The organism is Sphingomonas degradans, assembly GCF_053502645.1.
Genome location: NZ_CP177172.1, coordinates 4530459 through 4547844, shown reverse-complemented (window position 1 = coordinate 4547844; position 17386 = coordinate 4530459). Strand labels below are relative to the sequence as shown.

Annotated in this window: 13 protein-coding genes; 11 read left to right on the top strand and 2 right to left on the bottom strand. The window is 67.2% G+C overall.

Translation table 11 applies throughout. The features are described 5' to 3' along the window. The first annotated feature begins 18 nt into the window (after positions 1–18). A complete protein-coding gene (locus ACG3SL_RS20840) occupies positions 19–1311 on the top strand; it encodes a homoserine dehydrogenase (protein ID WP_448663054.1) in 1293 nt (430 codons plus the stop codon). On the opposite strand, the gene ACG3SL_RS20835 is transcribed toward ACG3SL_RS20840, so the two are convergent. Then, positions 1308–1637, bottom strand: coding sequence for a hypothetical protein (locus ACG3SL_RS20835; RefSeq protein ID WP_448663053.1), 330 nt, complete (start codon positions 1635–1637; stop codon positions 1308–1310). The genes ACG3SL_RS20840 and ACG3SL_RS20835 overlap by 4 nt on opposite strands. A 149-nt stretch (positions 1638–1786) precedes the next feature. On the opposite strand from ACG3SL_RS20835, the gene ACG3SL_RS20830 reads away from it, so the two are divergent. The 4 genes from ACG3SL_RS20830 to ACG3SL_RS20815 all read left to right on the top strand — a co-directional run bounded on the left by ACG3SL_RS20830 (position 1787) and on the right by ACG3SL_RS20815 (position 11131). Then, entirely contained in the window at positions 1787–5611 is a 3825-nt protein-coding gene (locus tag ACG3SL_RS20830; protein WP_448663052.1) for a LamG-like jellyroll fold domain-containing protein, read from the top strand. Further along, complete coding sequence (locus ACG3SL_RS20825; RefSeq protein ID WP_448663051.1) at positions 5608–6309, top strand: LamG domain-containing protein; 702 nt, start codon at positions 5608–5610, stop codon at positions 6307–6309. The genes ACG3SL_RS20830 and ACG3SL_RS20825 overlap by 4 nt, the downstream gene beginning before the upstream one ends. 296 nt (positions 6310–6605) lie before the next feature. Next, the gene (locus tag ACG3SL_RS20820; RefSeq protein WP_448663050.1) at positions 6606–9458 is read left to right on the top strand and encodes a TonB-dependent receptor plug domain-containing protein; all 2853 of its coding nucleotides are present in this window, start codon (positions 6606–6608) and stop codon (positions 9456–9458) included. 89 nt (positions 9459–9547) lie between these two features. Further along, on the top strand, positions 9548–11131 hold the full coding sequence (locus ACG3SL_RS20815) for a cisplatin damage response ATP-dependent DNA ligase (RefSeq protein WP_448663049.1): 1584 nt from the start codon (positions 9548–9550) through the stop codon (positions 11129–11131). Between the two features lie 81 nt (positions 11132–11212). Here ACG3SL_RS20815 and ACG3SL_RS20810 read toward each other — a convergent pair whose 3' ends face one another. Then, positions 11213–12019: a cold-shock protein gene (locus ACG3SL_RS20810; protein ID WP_448663048.1), complete on the bottom strand. Its 807-nt coding sequence runs from the start codon at positions 12017–12019 to the stop codon at positions 11213–11215. 209 nt (positions 12020–12228) lie between these two features. Between ACG3SL_RS20810 and ACG3SL_RS20805 the strand changes: the two genes are divergently transcribed. The 6 genes from ACG3SL_RS20805 to rpoN all read left to right on the top strand — a co-directional run bounded on the left by ACG3SL_RS20805 (position 12229) and on the right by rpoN (position 17384). Continuing rightward, positions 12229–13062: a TerC family protein gene (locus ACG3SL_RS20805; RefSeq protein WP_448663047.1), complete on the top strand. Its 834-nt coding sequence runs from the start codon at positions 12229–12231 to the stop codon at positions 13060–13062. A 52-nt stretch (positions 13063–13114) separates the two neighbouring features. Next, a complete protein-coding gene (locus tag ACG3SL_RS20800; RefSeq protein WP_448663046.1) occupies positions 13115–13735 on the top strand; it encodes a ribonuclease D in 621 nt (206 codons plus the stop codon). Between the two features lie 47 nt (positions 13736–13782). Next, positions 13783–14427, top strand: coding sequence for an LPS export ABC transporter periplasmic protein LptC (lptC, locus tag ACG3SL_RS20795; protein ID WP_448663045.1), 645 nt, complete (start codon positions 13783–13785; stop codon positions 14425–14427). After that, positions 14427–14966 carry an LptA/OstA family protein gene (locus ACG3SL_RS20790; protein ID WP_448663044.1) on the top strand — a complete coding sequence of 180 codons (540 nt, stop codon included), beginning with the start codon at positions 14427–14429 and terminating at the stop codon, positions 14964–14966. Before lptC ends, ACG3SL_RS20790 begins: the two co-directional genes overlap by 1 nt. Positions 14967–15090: 124 nt before the next feature. After that, entirely contained in the window at positions 15091–15867 is a 777-nt protein-coding gene (gene lptB / locus ACG3SL_RS20785; protein ID WP_448663043.1) for an LPS export ABC transporter ATP-binding protein, read from the top strand. A 5-nt stretch (positions 15868–15872) separates the two neighbouring features. After that, a complete protein-coding gene (gene rpoN, locus ACG3SL_RS20780; RefSeq protein WP_448663042.1) occupies positions 15873–17384 on the top strand; it encodes an RNA polymerase factor sigma-54 in 1512 nt (503 codons plus the stop codon). The last annotated feature ends 2 nt before the right edge of the window (positions 17385–17386 follow it).

The window sequence follows — 17386 nt, the reverse complement described above, 5'->3', positions numbered from 1 at the left end:
TGGCGCGGAGGAGATTGCATGACACAGGCATTGCGCGTTGCGCTGGCAGGACTGGGGACCGTGGGCGGGGGCGTCGTGCGCCTGCTGGACACGAACGGCGAGCTGATCGCCCGCCGCGCCGGGCGCCCGATCGAAGTCGTCGCGGTCTCCGCGCGCGACCGCAGCAAGGATCGCGGCTTCGATCTGTCGCGCTTCGCCTGGGTCGATGATCCGGCCGAGCTGGTGCGGCAGGGCGATGCCGATGTCGTGGTCGAGCTGGTCGGCGGGTCGGATGGCCCCGCGCTGGCCCTCGCCCGCGCGACGCTGGGCGCGGGCAAGAGCCTGGTCACCGCGAACAAGGCGATGATCGCGCATCACGGGCTTGAACTGGCCCGCGCCGCCGAGGCCAAGGGCGTCGCGCTCAAGTTCGAGGCGGCGGTGGCCGGCGGCGTGCCGGTCATCAAGGGGCTGCGCGAAGGCGCGGCGGCGAACGTCATCGGCAGCGTGTTCGGCATCCTCAACGGCACCTGCAATTTCATCCTGTCGAAGATGGAGGCCGAGGGCCGCGACTTCGCCGAGATTCTGGCCGAGGCGCAGCAGCTGGGCTATGCCGAGGCCGATCCCAGCTTCGACATCGACGGCGTCGATGCGGCGCACAAGCTGTCGATCCTCGCCAGCATCGCCTTTGGCGCGCAGCCGGCGTTCGGCGACGTGGCGATCACGGGCGTCCGGCATGTCATCGCCGCCGACATCGCCGAGGCAGCAGCGCTCGGCTATCGCGTGCGCCTGCTGGGCGTTGCCGATTCGGGGCCGCACGGGCTGTTCCAGCGCGTCCACCCGCACCTTGTCCCGCTCAGCCACCCGCTGGCGCATGTCGTGGGATCGACCAACGCCGTCGTGGCGGAGGGCAATTTCGTCGGACGGCTGCTGTTCCAGGGCGCGGGCGCGGGCGACGGTCCCACTGCCAGCGCCGTGGTCGCGGACCTGATCGACATCGCGCGCGGCGAATTCGGCCCGCCCTATGCGATGCCCGCCGATCTGCTGGCGAACCAGCCCCCCGCCGACACCGGCGAGCGGCGCGGGCGACACTATCTGCGCTTCACCGTGGTCGACAAGGTGGGCGTGCTGGCCGAGATCGCGGCGGCGATGCGCGATGCCGGCGTGTCGATCGAAAGCCTGATGCAGCGCGGCGCCAATCCCGATGGCAGCGTGCTGGTGGCCATCGTCACCCATGACGTGCCCGAGCGTTCGGTTTCGCACGCGCTGGAAAAGCTGCGCGGATCGTCCAGCCTGGCGGGTGAGCCGATGTGGATGCCGCTGGTCGCGGGTTAATCCTCGCCGAGCGGGGTCTTGACCAGTGTACGGCCCCGCGAGGGACAGACGGGCATGCCGGTGACCCCGCATGCCTTCCAGTCCGTCTGCGCAGCGCGCTCCTTGCGAGTGAGTTGCATTTCGGGCGCTATTGCTAATCGATAGCGATTTGCGGGATCGCAGGCGGCCCCCGTGCAACGCGGCGTCATGCTGAGGCGCGAGAGCGCGGTCTTGCGCGACAGCTTCGCGCGAATCGGGCGATAGCGGCGGGCGTGCCGCTGGGGCGCGACATCGGCGGCGGGCAGGGCCGCCGGCGCGGCAGCCATAAGGGCCAGGGCAAGGAACATCGAAAAAACTCCCGGGCGGCGCACCCGCCCTGCCCCGTAACGCCGATCGCCTGCGCGAGTTGCATACCGCCATCCGCCACCACGGGATTGCGGATGACACCGGTTTCCCATAGTCTGCGGCCAAACAATTGATTTCAGGAGAGACGCCCATGGCCCGTGTTCCGAACGGGAAGCCGGCTTTGTCCCTGGCGCGCACGTCGCTGGCGGCACTTGCCCTTGCCCTGATGGCCCAGCCCGCCGCCGCACAGGATTCCACCGGCCTGCTGTTCCGCGTCTCCGCCGACAAGAGCCTGAACGCGGACGTCGCCACCGGCGACCCGGTGCCCAATTTCCGCAGCCGCGTCTCTGTGGTCCCCGATGGCGCGATCGGCGGCGCCGCGCGCTGGGAAGACGATGGCTATGTCGCGTGGAAGGCGCCGGGCAATATGCGCGCCCAGCGCGGCACGCTCGCCTTTTTCTGGCGCGCGCGGACCGCCGTGGGCGAGGCGCCGTTCAACATCTTCCGCGCCAGCTTCGCCGATCACACCAGCTGGGACATGGCGTTCCTGCGGATCGACTGGAACGGCCATGGCTTCGACGCCTTCGTCACCGACGCGAACCTTTCGCGCGTGCGCGTGTCGTGGCGAATGGAAACGCCGCCGGCGCCCGACGCATGGCACCATATCGCGTTCGGCTGGGACGAGACGCAGGGCGTGCAGCTGTTCGTCGACGGGCGCCAGGTCGCGAAGCTGGAGCAAAAGGCCGATCTCGATTCGGGGCTCGACCAGTTCGGCATGGCCGGGCGCGTGCTCTCCCCGCACCAGGTGCAGAGCCGATATAACTTCATGCGCGGATCGGACCTGGACGAAATCCGCGTCTATGACCGGATGCTCGACGCGCCTGCCATCGCCGCGCTGGCCGACAAGCGCGAACCCGCGCCCAGCCCGCTTGGCCCCGACGCCGCCCGCCGTGCGGCGTGGCTCCACCGCTATGGCTGGGACACCGGCGCGCCGCCGGTGCTCGACGCCCCCATCACGCGTGTCCGCAAGGTCGAGTTCGCCGACGCCAAGGACCTGAAGCAATGGATGTGGAAGGGCGTGGACGGCATCGCCGAGACGACCTGGCCCGGCGTGTACAACCGGTCGCGCCTGCCCGGCCGCGACGATTATTTCGAGCTGCCCGACTGGAACGTCTATGTCGAAGGCGGCAAGCGCTATGACCTGACCGTGCCGGCGGGCGAGCGGATCAACCAGGTCGAAATCCGGGGTGCCGCCTATGGCAGCCTCGACTGGACCGATGGCGGCGCGCCGGTCACGCTGGCGAAGCGCGCGAAGGGCGTGGTGCGCAGCATCGATCGCTTCGCCCCGCGCACCGGCGGCACGCTAAGCTTCACCAACGTGATGCAGGAACAGCCGATCCAGGAACTCTGGGCCTATGACGTGGGTGCCGGCACGGAGCCCACCGGCAGCTTCAAGCTCGACTATACGATCCGCAGCAACGTTGCGCCGACGCTGGCGGCACTCGATTCGCTCAACGGCTTCATCGCCGGCCGCTATGCGCCCAACGCGCGCAGCACCGTGATCGCCATGCCGACATCGGGCGTGAAGGCGGCAGTCGGCGCGGGCGCCGCCGGGGGCGCGGCGACGGTCGAGCGCCCGGCAGGCAGCGAACCGTTGGTCCATATCCTGATCCCCGCCAGCTTCGGCGACGCACCCGCGGACCAGCCGATCGCCCGCGCATGGGATTATGGCTGGCAGAATATCCATGACGGGCTGGACGGCATCGCCATCGATCTGCCGGCACTCGACCTGCCCGGCGACGCGCAGGGGCGGATCGCGCTAAACCTCAGGATCAAGGACCCGATCTGGCCGGGCCGCGACATGATCGACCTGTCCTTCTCGGTTCCGCGCGGCACCAAGCGGACGCTGTGGCTCGACCTGCGCGACCGTATCCTCTCGCACGACAGCCTGTACCTGACGCTCGCCTCCGCCGCGCCGGGCTTCGACGCCAGGGCGCTCGACGGCGCGCGCATCCGGCTGGTGTTCAAGCCGCGCGACGCAGCCAAGGCCGAGCATGTCGCCGACCGATTCAACCAGGTCCGCGACAATTGGGGGTTCCTGGTCGAGGAGCATACCGCGTCGAAGCGCGCCACGCTGTACCAGCGGCTGTTCGCCGACATCACCGATTTGCTGCGCGTCGATCCCGACCATGCGCGGGCCCGCGCCTATTGGGCGGACATCAATTACCGGCCCGAAAACATGCCCCCGGTCGACCTTCCCCCGGTCCCCGCCGGCGAACCCGCCTGGGCCGCGCGCCAGCTGGACGACCTGAAGCTGGTGCGCCGTTTCGTCGAATGGTGGATCGACCATCGCCAGGTCCCTTATGGCGATTTCGGCGGCGGCATCTCCGACGATGTCGATCTGGCCCAGCAATGGCCCGGCCTCGCGCTGATGGGCGTGATCCCGGACAAGGTGAACGCATCGCTGCGCGCGCTGTCCGACGCGGTGTACAAGAACGGCATGATCGTGAACGGCCTGGGGTACATCACCACCGACGAGCTGCACGCCTATGAAGAGGGGCTCAACACCAACGCCGCCCGGCTCTACCTCAACTGGGGCGAGCCCAAGGCGATCGAGCGGCTGATGGACAATACGCGCGGGCTCCAGCGCGTGCTGCTGACGAACAAGGCGGGGCACCTGCACTTCGCCTCCAGCTGGTATGGCGGGCGCAAGATATACCGCGACGAGCCGTGGAGCTGGCAAAAGCCCTATGCCTTTACCGTGCTGCACGGGCCGACACTGCTCGGCGTCTATAATGGCAGCCCGGCAGCGCGCGCGCTGGTGACCGGCGCGGCCGACGGCGTGCTGGCGCATGGCAAGCAGGACGCCAAGGGCGTGTGGAGCTATCCCAACGAAATCAACTGGTTCACCGATGCCGAGCGTGCGGGCGACGGCGGCGGCGCATCGGTGCCGCTGCAGAGCATCTGGGCGGCGTGGCATTTCACCGGCGACGCCAAATATCTGCGCCCGATCGAGGGTCGCGTCGCAAAGGCCGGGCCGGGCGCGCTGAACGAAATCACCGACAATGTGTTCGACCTGCTGCCGCAGGGGCGCACATGGCGCGACACGCTGGCCGGCGGAAAGGGCGACGATCCCTTCGCGCTCTATGCGAAGTGGCAGACGACCGGCGACACGGCGGCGCTCGTCCGGCTCCACGCCGATGCCATTGCCGACAAGATGCAGCACGAATGGATGTACACCGAAGGCCATTGGTGGTCCGACCGTGTCGAGCAGCCCGCGCAGATCCTCCAGCGCGAGCGGCTGGGCGGAATCGCGCTAGCCCGCAACCTGCACTGGCCGGGCAACGCCGTCAGCTGGCGCTTCGCCGAGCCCGATGGCGCCGAACAGGTCGCGATCCTCGTCCCCGGCGCGACACAGGAGCGCATCCGCGTGATCGCCTATAACCGCAGCGACCATGAACAGCCGGCGACACTCTCCACCTGGAATGTGACGGCGGGCGAATGGCGCGTGACTACCGGCACCAGCACCGACGAGGGCAAGACCGTGCAGCCGGGCACGACCGGTACCGCGATGCTGGAGCGCAGCGCCGGCCTGCCCATCCGCTTCGCACCGCGTACCACGACGGTGATCGAACTGGCGCTGGTCCGGCCCACAACGCCGGTCGCGGAGCGCCCCGACCTGGGCATCGGCGCCGACGACGTTACCGTGCGCGGGCGACAAGTGGAGGTGACCGTGCACAGCCTGGGCGCCGTGGCGACCGGCGGTGGCGAGGCGCAGCTGGTGCGCGGCGACACGGTGCTGGCCCGCACGGCGCTTCCGGCGCTCGCCGCGCCGACCGACCTGTTGCCCAAGACTGCGCGCGTCCGGCTGACTCTGCCCGCCGGCACGGCGCGCGAGGGTGTCAGCGTGCGCGTCACGCTGCCCGGCGGCGCGGCGGAAGTGACGCAGGCGAACAACCGGGTGCCCCTGCCATGACGCGCCGGTTCCTTGCGGCGATGGCAGTGCTGCTGGCGGTCCTGCCCGCGCTCCCCGCCAGCGCCCAGCCCCGCGCCGCGCACTGGGTGTTCGACCGCCTCGACCGCATCGCCGGCCTGCCCGTGCAAGTCGAAGGCGATCCCCGGATCGTCGCCACGCCGCTGGGCAAGGCGACGCAGTTCGATGGCGTGGACGACGGACTGTTCGTCGACACGCATCCGCTGGCGGGCGCCAAGACCTTTACCTTCGAGGCGTGGATTCGCCCCGATGGCGGCGAATTTGCCCAGCGCTGGTTCCATCTCGAATCGAGCGGCCCGCCCGGCACCCCCTCGATCGAGACGCGCATCCTGTTCGAGCTGCGCGTGGTGGGCGACCAATGGTATCTCGACGCCTTTGCCAATGGGCCGGGCTATGCGCGCACGCTGGTCGCCCCCACCAAGCTGCATCCGCTGGGCCGCTGGTATCATGTCGCCCAGACCTTCGACGGGACGACCTATCGCAGCTATGTCGACGGCGTGTTGCAGGACGAAGGGCCGCTGGCGTTCACGCCGCAGCCGGCGGGCAAATCCTCGATCGGGGTGCGGATCAACCGGGTCTATCATTTCAAGGGCGCGATCCGCGCGGCATGGTTCACGCCCCGCGCGCTGGCGCCTAACCGCTTCCACCGCCTGCCGAAACGGCTCCGCGCCCGGATTTAGGGCCGCGCGCGCTCATGCCGCGCGGCTATATGCGGGCCAAGCCAAAGAACATGCCGCCCGCTTGACGATCGGCAGGCGAAACCTGCACCTTGCTGCACGACAACATATCGGCCAGCAGCGCCGACGCTCGCCCCCTCCCGGGCGCGGCTGAACACCGGACGCTGCGGTCCAATAAAAACGGGACGTGCATGGGCACTTCGTCGGCACCCGCGCAATGCGGGACGATCGTTGCACCCGCATGACACCCGGTCGGTGCCGCAGGACGGACAGACATGGAAAAGATCGGGGAGCGACCTATGACACATCGTTTTTGGCGCACGTGCGGTTCGCGCGTCAGCCTTGCCGCGCTCGCAATTGCCGGGCTCGCCGCGCAGGCACATGCCCAGACCACGCCGGCGCCCGCCGCCGAGGAAGCGGCACCATCGACCGACGACAGCGAACTGGTGGTCACCGGATCGCGCATCGCCCGTGACGGCTTTCAATCGCCGACGCCGCTGATCGTGCTGACCGAAGAGGCGATCCGCGCGCAATCGCCGTCGAACAACCTCGCCGATTTCGTCAACCAGATCCCGGCCGTGGCGGGCAGCATCCGCCCCGCCAACTCGCGGCTGGCAATCAGCTCCGGCCTGGCGGGCATCAACGCGATCAGCCTGCGCAACCTTGGCACCGAACGCACGCTGGTGCTGCTCGACGGGCGGCGCTCGGTCGGGTCCAGCATCACCGGCGCAGTCGACATCAACGATTTCCCGCAATCGCTGGTCCGCAGCGTCGAAGTTGTCACCGGCGGCGCATCGGCGGCCTATGGCTCGGACGCGGTGTCGGGCGTGGTCAACTTCGTCCTCGACAGGAAGTACACCGGCCTCAAGGCGAGCGCCGAAAGTGGCATCACCGATGAAGGCGACGGCTTCAACTATGCCTTCAGCCTGGCCGGGGGCACCAGCTTTGCCGGCGGGCGCGGGCATTTGCTGCTCAGCGGGGAATACGCCCACCGCGACGGCATCTTCCAGATGGACCGGGACTGGAACCAGACCGGTTATCGCACGATCACCAACCCCGCCTACACCGCCACCAACGGCCAGCCGCAGAACCTGGTCGTGACGCGGGCGGGTACGTACAACCAGCTGCCCGGCGGCATCATTACCGCCGCCACGCGCCGCGGCGGCGGCGCCGTCACTGCGCTCAACGGCACCTATTTCGGCCCCGGCGGCAGCATCAACACCTACAATTTCGGGTCGATCACCAACACCACCACCACCGTGGGCGGCGACTGGCAGATCGCCGATGGCCAGCGCCGCATAGGGCTGGATTCGAGCGACGATCGCCGCAGCCTGTTCGGGCGGCTGAGCTTCGAGCTGGCCGACTGGATCGAAGTGTTCGGCGAGGCGAGCTATGCGTGGCACCATTCGCTGTTCAACGCCGGCCCGTCGCTGGGCACCGCGACGCTCGCGTCGGACAATGCCTATCTGATCCAGACTTTGGGCCAGGCGACGCTGACCAACCTCAACATCAACACCGTCACCATCGGCACCTCGGGCGGCGACCTGCGCTATCGCAAGAACGACAATACGCGCGACGTGCAGCGTTATGTCTTTGGCGGCGAAGGCAAATTCTCGGCGCTGGGCAGCGACATCCAGTGGGATGGCTATGTCCAGTATGGCGTGACCAAGACGCATGAAGTCGCGGCAGACATCATGAATACGTCGCGGATGGCGCTGGCCACCGACGCCGTGTTCGCGCCCGCCGGCAATGCGCTGGGCGTGGCGGCGGGCACGATCGTGTGCCGTTCCAGCCTGACCAACCCGACCAATGGCTGCATCCCGCTCAACCGGCTGGGCACCGGCGTCGCCAATCCGGCGGCGGTCGATTATGTGCTGGGCGACCCCCAGCGCTACCAGACGTTCAAGCAGACCGTCGCGGGCCTCAATTTCCGGCTCAATCCGTTCGCGACCTGGGCCGGCCCGGTCTCGCTGGCGGTCGGCGGCGAATACCGCCGCGAAGAGGTGTCGGGGTCGGTCGAGACGCAGTACCGCACCGGCTGGGCCGTGGGCAATTTCCTGCCCACCTTCGGCAGCTACCATGTCAAGGAGGCCTATCTCGAAACCGTGGTGCCGCTGGGGCTGGGCCTGGAGTTCAACGGCGCGGTGCGCGGGACCGACTATAGCACCTCGGGCTATGTCACGACGTGGAAGGGCGGCCTGACCTGGCAGCCGATCGACGACATCCGCCTGCGCTTCACGCGCTCGCGCGATATCCGCGCGCCCAACCTCAACGAACTCTATGCAGCAGGCACCTCGCGTACCAACACGCTGCTCGATCCGTTCAACAACCGGGCGTCCACCCAGTATCTGGAGACGACCACCGGCAATCCGAACCTGAAGGCCGAAGTCGCCGATTCGCTGAACCTCGGCATCGTGCTCCAGCCGCGCTTCCTGCCGGGCTTCTCCTTCTCGGTCGACGGGTTCGACATCAAGGTGAAGGACGCAATCGGTCAGGTCCGCGCCGAGGAAATCCTCAATCGCTGCTATCAGGGTCTCCAGGAATATTGCGCCGCCTTCACGCGCAATCCGGGCGGCACGCCCGAACTCAGCGTGTCGGTCAGCCCGTTCAACTTCTCGAACATCCACACGCGCGGGCTCGATTTCGACGCCAGCTACCGCGTGCCCGTAACCGACGACGCAGCCGTCACGCTGCGCGGCATGGCGACCTATTACGACACCAACTATACCAACAACGGCATCGACGCGCCGGTCGAGGCAGCCGGCGCCAATGGCGGCGGCGTGCCGAGTTGGATCTATCGCGCCTCCGCCACGCTCAACGCCGGCGATTTCGCGATGACCGGCACCGGGCGCGGCGTCAGCTCGGGGACGATCGCCAACAGCTATATCGTGTGCACCACCGGCTGCCCGGCGGCCACCGTCGCCAATCCGACGATCAACGAAAACCACATGCCGGGCGCGATCTATTTCGACCTAAACCTGACCCAGACGATCCGGGTGGGTTCGAAGCAGGGCCAGATCTTCTTCACGGCGACCAACCTGTTCGATCGCGATCCGGTGTTGCAGCCGACGACCGGCCTGTCGACCAACGCCAATTATTACGACGTGCTCGGCCGCACCTTCCGCCTGGGGGTTCGGTTCGAGATCAAATAACCCGGAATCGGGGCCGGCCCCTATGGTCCGGCCCCATCCCGCCTGCGGGCTGGCGGAACCCATCGCCACGGCGCATCTTTACTGTCGCAATGCATGCCTTTTCTGCCCTGCTCGACAGCCTGATCTACACGCGCTCGCGCAACGCGAAGTTGCGACTGATCGCCGATTACCTGATCCGCACCCCCGATCCCGATCGCGGATGGGCGATGGCAGCCCTCACCGGCGGGCTGGACCTGCCCGCGATCAAGCCCGCGCTGATCCGCGCAATGGTGGAGGCGCGCGTCGATCCCGTGCTCTACGCGCTGAGCCGCGACTTTGTGGGCGATTCGGCGGAGACGATCGCGCTACTCTGGCCCGCCCCCGCAACTCCGCCAGCGGAGGCAAACGCGCTGACGCTGTCCGAAGTCGTCGCGACGCTCGGGGCACTGTCGCGCTCCGATGCCCCTGCCGTGCTTGCGGCGATGCTCGACCGGCTCGATGCGGACGAGCGATTCGCACTGCTCAAGCTGGCGACCGGCGGCCTGCGCGTCGGCGTATCGGCGCGGCTGGCCAAGACTGCGCTGGCCCAGGCCTTTGCGCTCGACGTCGATGCCGTGGAAGAGGTGTGGCACGGGCTGACCCCACCCTATGCCCCGCTGTTCGACTGGGCCGAGGGGCGCGGCGCCCAGCCGACCGCGCGCGACGTGCCGGTGTTCCGCCCCTTCATGCTCGCCCATCCGCTGGAGACAGCGGAGGTGAGCCTGGACGACTATGCCGCCGAGTGGAAATGGGACGGCATCCGCGTCCAGCTTGTCCATGTCGCCGGCGACACCCGGCTGTACAGCCGCGCGGGCGACGACATCACCCACAGCTTTCCCGAAGTCGCCTCTGCCTTCGCCACGCGCGCCGTGCTCGATGGCGAGTTGCTGGTGCGCGGCACCGCGCAGGGCGGCGAAGGTGGGGCGGGCAGCTTCAATGCGCTGCAACAGCGGCTGGGCCGCAAGACCGTGTCGGCCCGGATGCGCGCCGAGTTTCCGGTGTTCGTGCGGCTGTACGACATCCTGTTCGACGGCGACGACGACCTGCGCGGGCTCCCCTGGGCAGAACGGCGCCCGGCGCTAGAGCGGGTGGCGGCGGCACTCGACCCCGAACGATTCGACGTCTCCGCGATCATCGACGCCCCCGATTTCGCCGCGCTCGAGGAAATCCGCGCCGGCGCGCGCGATGCCGCGATCGAGGGCGTGATGCTCAAGCGCCGCGACTCCCCCTATGTCGCCGGGCGCCGCGCGGGCCTTTGGTACAAATGGAAACGCGATCCGCTGAACGCCGATTGCGTGCTGATGTATGCCCAGCGTGGCAGCGGGAAGCGCAGCTCCTTCTATTCCGACTTCACCTTCGGCGCCTGGACCGAGACGGGCGAGTTATTGCCGGTGGGCAAGGCCTATTTCGGCTTCACCGACGACGAACTGAAATGGCTCGACCGGTTCGTCCGCAATCACACGGTCGCGCGATTCGGGCCGGTGCGCGAAGTCGAAAAGACGCTCGTGCTGGAAGTCGCGTTCGATTCGATCCACGAATCGAAGCGGCACAAATCAGGGCTGGGGATGCGATTCCCCCGAATCAGCCGTATCCGCGTGGACAAGCCGGCAAGCGAGGCTGACACGATCCTGGGGCTCAGGCGGCTGGTCACCTGACCCTCCGCGCCTGCCCGGCCCGCGCAACAGAAAAGGGCCGGACGTCGCCGCCCGGCCCCTTCTGATTCGCTGTTGCGAGCCTTACTGCTGCGGCGTCAGGTTGACGGCAGCATATTTCCCGCGACGATCGACTTCGAGTTCGAACTCGAGGCGGTCGCCTTCGTTCAGCGTCGGCATGCCTGCACGCTCGACGGCCGAGATGTGCACGAATGCGTCAGGCTGCCCGTCATCGCGCTGGATGAAGCCGAAGCCCTTCATCGCGTTGAAGAACTTGACCGTACCGGTCGCCTTCTCGCCCGTCAGCTGACGCTGCGGACCACCCGCGCCACCGGCTGCACCGCGCGGCGCACCCGGACCTGCATCGCGATCGCGCGGCGGACCGCGGTCTTCGACTGCCATCGGCTCGCCGTCGATCTTCAGCTCGGTGGCCGAAATACGACCGCCGCGATCGACGAGCGTGAAACCCATCGGCTGACCTTCGGCCAGACCGGTCAGGCCGGCCTGCTCGACTGCGGAGATGTGCACGAACACATCCTCGCCGCCGTCATCACGCACGACAAAGCCGAAGCCCTTCTGCGCGTTGAAGAACTTGACCACGCCGGTCGCTTCGCCAACCACCTGGGGAGGCATGCCGCGACCACCGCCGCCTGCGCCGCCACCAAAGCCGCCGCCACCGCCGCTGCGGAAACCACCGCCGCCGCCGGGGCCGCCGCCGAAGCCGCCACCACCGCCAAAGCCGCCACCGCTGCGGAAGCCACCGCCGCCGCCGAAGCCGCCACGATCTTCAAAGCCGCCGCCGAAGCCGCCGCCGCCTTCATCACCAAAACCGTCGCGCTTGTCTCTGCCGCGCCCACCGCGATCCCCGCGGCGCCCTCGATCAAAACTCATGCCCTGTTCGTCTTCCGTTTCGCCCCTTGTCACCAATCAAAACCCAAGCGCCGGACGAAAAACGCAGGTGTTCGGGCACAAAAAAAGTGCCACGGGAATCAGCCATAACCCAAAAAAAGACAACGCGCGAACGAAATTCGCCTTGATTGCGGCAATTGCATTCAACTGTGGTCCTTGCGCCATAGCCCGCCGCGCGGCAGAGGTAGGATATGGACGCAATTCTCGCCCTTCTCGCCAGCCCCGCCGCCTGGGCCGCGCTCATCACCCTCATCGTGATGGAGGTGGTGCTGGGCATCGACAACCTCATCTTCATCTCGATCCTGTCGAACAAGCTGCCCGAGGCGCAGCGGAAAAAGGCGCGTACGATCGGCATCAGCCTGGCGCTGGTGATGCGACTCGGGCTGCTGACGATGATCGCGTGGATAGTCGGACTGGTGCATCCCGTGATCGACCTGGGCTGGGTCGGCCCGGTCGGCGCGCATGGCGAACCCGCGTTCGAGACCGCCTTTTCGTGGCGCGACCTGATCCTGATCGCCGGCGGCCTGTTCCTGGTGTGGAAGGCGACCAAGGAAATCCACCATTCGGTCGACACGCACGACAGCGACGCGCTGCTCGACAAGAAGCACGTCGCCTCGATCACCTTCACTTCGGCGATCGTCCAGATTCTGATGCTCGACGTGGTATTCTCGATCGATTCGATCCTGACGGCAGTCGGAATGACCGAGCATGTCGAGATCATGTACGTAGCGGTGATCTTCGCCGTCATCGTGATGCTGCTGGCGGCGACTCCGCTCGCCAATTTCATCAACGGCAACCCGACGGTGGTGATGCTGGCGCTCGGCTTCCTGCTGATGATCGGCATGGTGCTGATCGCCGAGGGCTTTGGCGCGCACATCCCCAAGGGGTATATCTACACCGCGATGGCCTTCTCCGCGGGCGTCGAGTGCCTCAACATCTGGTCGCGCCGGGCGAAAGAGCGCAAGGCGGCGGCGCAGGCCAAGGCAGAGGCGTCCGCGCCGTCGCCGACGCCGACCACGCATTGAGTAACGCCCCGAAGGCATTGAGGTGGCGGCGGATCGCGGCTAGGCGGTCCGCATGACTGTTTACTTCCACGAAGAAGACCTGCCCGAGGGCGTGTTCGCGCCGGGCGCATCGATCGCCGTCGATACCGAGACGATGGGCCTCGTCACGCCGCGCGACCGGCTGTGCGTGGTCCAGCTCTCCGACGGCTCGGGCGACGAGCATCTGGTGCGATTCGGCCCGCGTTCCAGCTATGACGCGCCCAATCTGCGCGCGGTGCTGAGCGACCCCGAGCGGCTGAAGCTGTATCACTTCGCCCGATTCGATCTGGCGGCGATTCGCTTCTACCTCGGCGTCACGGCGGCGCCGGTCTATTGCACCAAGATCGCGTCGCGGCTGGTGCGCACCTATACCGATCGCCACGGGCTCAAGGATCTGGCGCGCGAGCTGGTCGGTGCCGAGATTTCCAAGCAGCAGCAATCGTCCGACTGGGGCGGCCCCGATCTGTCCGACGCGCAAAAGGATTATGCCGCGTCCGACGTCCGCTATCTTCATGCGATGAAAGTGGAACTCGACAAGCGTCTCGAGCGTGAAGGACGGATGCCACTGGCCCAGTCCTGTTTCGATTTCCTCCCCTGGCGCGCCGAGCTCGATCTGTCGGGCTGGCCCGAAGTCGATATCTTTGCGCATATCTGACGCCATGGACACGCCGATCCCTTCGGCCCCGCGCGACGGGATCGCCCGTGTCTGAGGTTGCGGCACAGGCCCGATCGCAGCGCCGCCGCTGGGCGCACCCCGGCAGCGGGCACGACCGGATGGTCCGGCTTGCGCTGATCGCGTTGCCGCTGGGCATCGGCGTGCTCGGCGCATTCCTGGTCGTCGCGCCGATGATGATGAGCGGCGACGTCAGCTTCCTGCTCGACAAGAACCAGGTCGAAATTTCGAAGGACCGGCTGCGAATCGAAGCCGCCGAGTATCGCGGCGAGGATTCGAAGGGCCAGCAGTTCCACCTGCACGCCGGGTCCGCGGTTCAGCGCAGCTCCGCCGAGCCCGTCGTCCAGCTCAACGAACTGACCGCCGAGATCAAGCTGCCCGAGGGGCCCGCCTCGCTAAAGGCGGATCGCGGCCATTACGACATGGATACCGAACAGGTCTCGGTTCAGGGGCCGCTGCACTTCCAGACCAGCGACGGCTATACGCTCAACACCACCGACGCGACGGTCGATCTGAAGACGCGCAAGCTCGCCAGCGGCGGCGCCGTGACCGGCGATACCCCCACCGGCGTGTTCAGCGCGAACAAGCTGACTGCCGACCTGGAACAACGAACTATCCGCCTGGATGGCAATGCGCGCTTGCGGATAATCCCCAAGCGCGCAAATAGGCGATGATGATCCGCGGTCTTGCCCCGTTCGCCCTTGCGCTGTCGCTGACGTTTGCCGCGTCTGCACCCGCTTTTGCACAGACGCGCCACGATTCGTCGGCGCCGATCGACTTCGCGTCCGATCATATCGAGCTGCAGGATCGCGCGAATCGCGTGCTGCTGACCGGCAATGTGCGAATCACCCAGGCCGAGATGCTCCTCACGGCCGCGCGGATGACCGTGATGTACACGGGCCAGATCACCGAGGGTTCGCCCCAGGTCTCGCGCCTCGACGCCGCCGGCGGCGTCACGGTGAAGCGGCCGGACCAGACCGCGAATTCGCAATATGCAGTGTACGACCTCAATCGCCGCGTCATCACCATGGTCGGCGGCGTGACGCTGCGCCAGGGGACGAACAACGTCTCGGGCGCGCGCCTGTCGATCGACCTCGACACCGGTCGAGCGACGATCGACGGTTCGGGCGTGGGCGGGTCTTCGTCGGGCGTGCAGAGCCAGGGCGGGCGCGTGACGGGCCGCTTCTCCGTACCGAAACGCAACGGGCAATAAACGTCCGGACCGGTCGGGCCGGCGCATACCCCCTTCCCACCGCCGCAAACTTCATGCAGGAATCCTGCCAAAGCGCGCCTGTACTCCGGGCCCTATCCTAATCGAGTCCATCAGGGACGCTGCCATGACCGACGTCGCCTCGCTTGAAACCCCCGTCGCCGATCCGGTGCCGTTGCCCGACAAGGGACTTTCGGTCATCTCGATCGCCAAATCCTATGAAAAGCGCGTGGTGCTGACCGACGTGTCTGTATCGGTCGGGCGCGGCGAAGTGATCGGGCTGCTCGGCCCCAACGGCGCGGGCAAGACCACCTGCTTCTATTCGGTGATGGGGCTGGTGAAGCCCGATTCGGGCCGCATCATGCTGGATGGCGAGGATATCACGCGCCTGCCCATGTATCGCCGCGCGATCCTGGGGCTTGGCTATCTGCCGCAGGAAACCTCGATCTTTCGCGGGCTTTCGGTCGAAAAAAACATCCTCGCGGTGCTTGAACTGAGCGAGCCCGATCGCGACGCGCGCCAGGCACGGCTGGAAACGCTGCTCGACGAATTCGGCCTCACCCGGCTGCGCACCTCGCCGGCGATGGCGCTGTCGGGCGGCGAGCGGCGGCGCGCCGAAATCGCCCGCGCGCTGGCGGCAGACCCGACGATCATGCTGCTCGACGAGCCTTTCGCGGGCATCGATCCGATTTCCATCGCCGACATCCGCGATCTGATCTGCGAGCTTCGGAATCGCGGAATCGGCGTGCTGATTACCGACCACAACGTCCGCGAGACGCTCGACATCGTCAATCGCGGCTACATCATTTACGACGGGCGCGTGCTGTTCGCGGGATCGCCCGACGATCTGGTCCGCGACGAAAATGTGCGCCGCCTGTACCTGGGTGAAAGCTTCTCGCTCTAAGCGCCATGAGTCTCGCGCCTCGCCTCGACCTGCGGCAGTCGCAATCACTGGTGATGACCCCCCAGCTTCAGCAGGCGATCAAGCTGCTGGCCCTGTCGAATCTCGAGATCGAGACCTTTCTCGCCGAGGAGCTGGAGCGCAATCCGCTGCTCGACGCGCAGGGCGGCGGGGGCGAGGACGCTGGCGACTCGGCGCCCGAACCCGAGGGCGATTTCGTCGAGCCGCGTGACGGGCCTGCGGAAACCGGCGAACTGCTCAGCAACGGCGCCGACGCGACCGGCGAGGCGCCGCTCGACGTCGATATGGGGGCCGAGGCCTTTCACCACGACAGCCCCTCCGATAGCATCGGCAGCCTCGACGGCAGCCTGGGGCTCAGCGGGGCGAGCGGCGGCGGATCGGAGGACGGCACCGATTTCGACAGTTTCAGCAGCGCGGCGCTGACGCTGGCGGATCATCTGATGGCACAGGCGGGAGCGAGCGTCGCGGGCTCGGATCTGTTCATCGCCGCGCATCTGATCGACCAGATCGACGAGTGCGGGTATCTGACGGTGCCGCTGCTCGACGTCGCGACGCGGCTCAACGTGCCGCTGGCGCGCGCCGAGGCGGTGCTGGCGACGATCCAGACCTTCGACCCCACCGGCGTCGGCGCGCGCAACCTGGCCGAATGCCTGGCGCTGCAGGCGAAGGAAGCGGATCGCTACGATCCGTGCATGGCGCGGCTGATCGACAATCTCGATCTGGTCGCGCGCGGCGACATGGCGCGGCTGAAGCGGCTGTGCGACGTCGATGACGAAGACCTGGCGGACATGATCCGCGAGCTGCGCAATTACGATCCCAAGCCCGGATGTCGCTATGGCGGCGAGCCGACCATGGCCGTCGTGCCCGACATTTTCGTCGCGCGGCGCGGCAATGGCTGGGCGGTCGAGATCAACGCCGCGACGCTGCCCCGCGTGCTCGTCAACCGCGCCTATTATACCGAGATTTCGGGCGGCAAGCAGGACAAGACCAGCAAGGCGTGGCTGTCCGACATGCTCGCCAGCGCCAACTGGCTGGTCAAGGCGCTGGACCAGCGCCAGCGCACGATCATCAAGGTCGCGAGCGAAATCGTGAAGCAGCAGGAAGCGTTTTTCCTGAAGGGCGTCGCGCACCTTCGCCCCCTGACGCTCAAACAGGTCGCCGAGGCGATCGAGATGCACGAATCGACCGTCAGCCGCGTCACCAGCAACAAATATCTGAGCTGCGCGCGCGGGCTGTTCGAGCTGAAATACTTCTTCACCAGCGCGATCCAGTCGGCGGACGGCGGCGACGCGGTATCGGCCGAAGCGGTGAAGAGCGCAATCCGATCGCTGATCGCACAGGAGGACCCGAAAAAGATCCTGTCCGACGATACGCTGGTCGAACTGCTCAACGCCAAGGGCTTCGACATCGCCCGGCGCACCGTGGCGAAATATCGCGAGGCAATGGGAATCGGCAGCTCGGTCCAGCGTCGCCGGCAAAAGGCGCTGGAAGGGGCCTAACG

What these genes read in the sequence shown, in the direction of transcription:
- ACG3SL_RS20840 (WP_448663054.1), top strand. Translation starts at nt 19, where the DNA reads ATGACACAGGCATTGCGCGTTGCGCTGGCAGGACTGGGGACCGTGGGC.
- ACG3SL_RS20835 (WP_448663053.1), bottom strand. Translation starts at nt 1,637, where the DNA reads ATGTTCCTTGCCCTGGCCCTTATGGCTGCCGCGCCGGCGGCCCTGCCC.
- ACG3SL_RS20830 (WP_448663052.1), top strand. Translation starts at nt 1,787, where the DNA reads ATGGCCCGTGTTCCGAACGGGAAGCCGGCTTTGTCCCTGGCGCGCACG.
- ACG3SL_RS20825 (WP_448663051.1), top strand. Translation starts at nt 5,608, where the DNA reads ATGACGCGCCGGTTCCTTGCGGCGATGGCAGTGCTGCTGGCGGTCCTG.
- ACG3SL_RS20820 (WP_448663050.1), top strand. Translation starts at nt 6,606, where the DNA reads ATGACACATCGTTTTTGGCGCACGTGCGGTTCGCGCGTCAGCCTTGCC.
- ACG3SL_RS20815 (WP_448663049.1), top strand. Translation starts at nt 9,548, where the DNA reads ATGCATGCCTTTTCTGCCCTGCTCGACAGCCTGATCTACACGCGCTCG.
- ACG3SL_RS20810 (WP_448663048.1), bottom strand. Translation starts at nt 12,019, where the DNA reads ATGAGTTTTGATCGAGGGCGCCGCGGGGATCGCGGTGGGCGCGGCAGA.
- ACG3SL_RS20805 (WP_448663047.1), top strand. Translation starts at nt 12,229, where the DNA reads ATGGACGCAATTCTCGCCCTTCTCGCCAGCCCCGCCGCCTGGGCCGCG.
- ACG3SL_RS20800 (WP_448663046.1), top strand. Translation starts at nt 13,115, where the DNA reads ATGACTGTTTACTTCCACGAAGAAGACCTGCCCGAGGGCGTGTTCGCG.
- ACG3SL_RS20790 (WP_448663044.1), top strand. Translation starts at nt 14,427, where the DNA reads ATGATCCGCGGTCTTGCCCCGTTCGCCCTTGCGCTGTCGCTGACGTTT.
- lptB (WP_448663043.1), top strand. Translation starts at nt 15,091, where the DNA reads ATGACCGACGTCGCCTCGCTTGAAACCCCCGTCGCCGATCCGGTGCCG.
- rpoN (WP_448663042.1), top strand. Translation starts at nt 15,873, where the DNA reads ATGAGTCTCGCGCCTCGCCTCGACCTGCGGCAGTCGCAATCACTGGTG.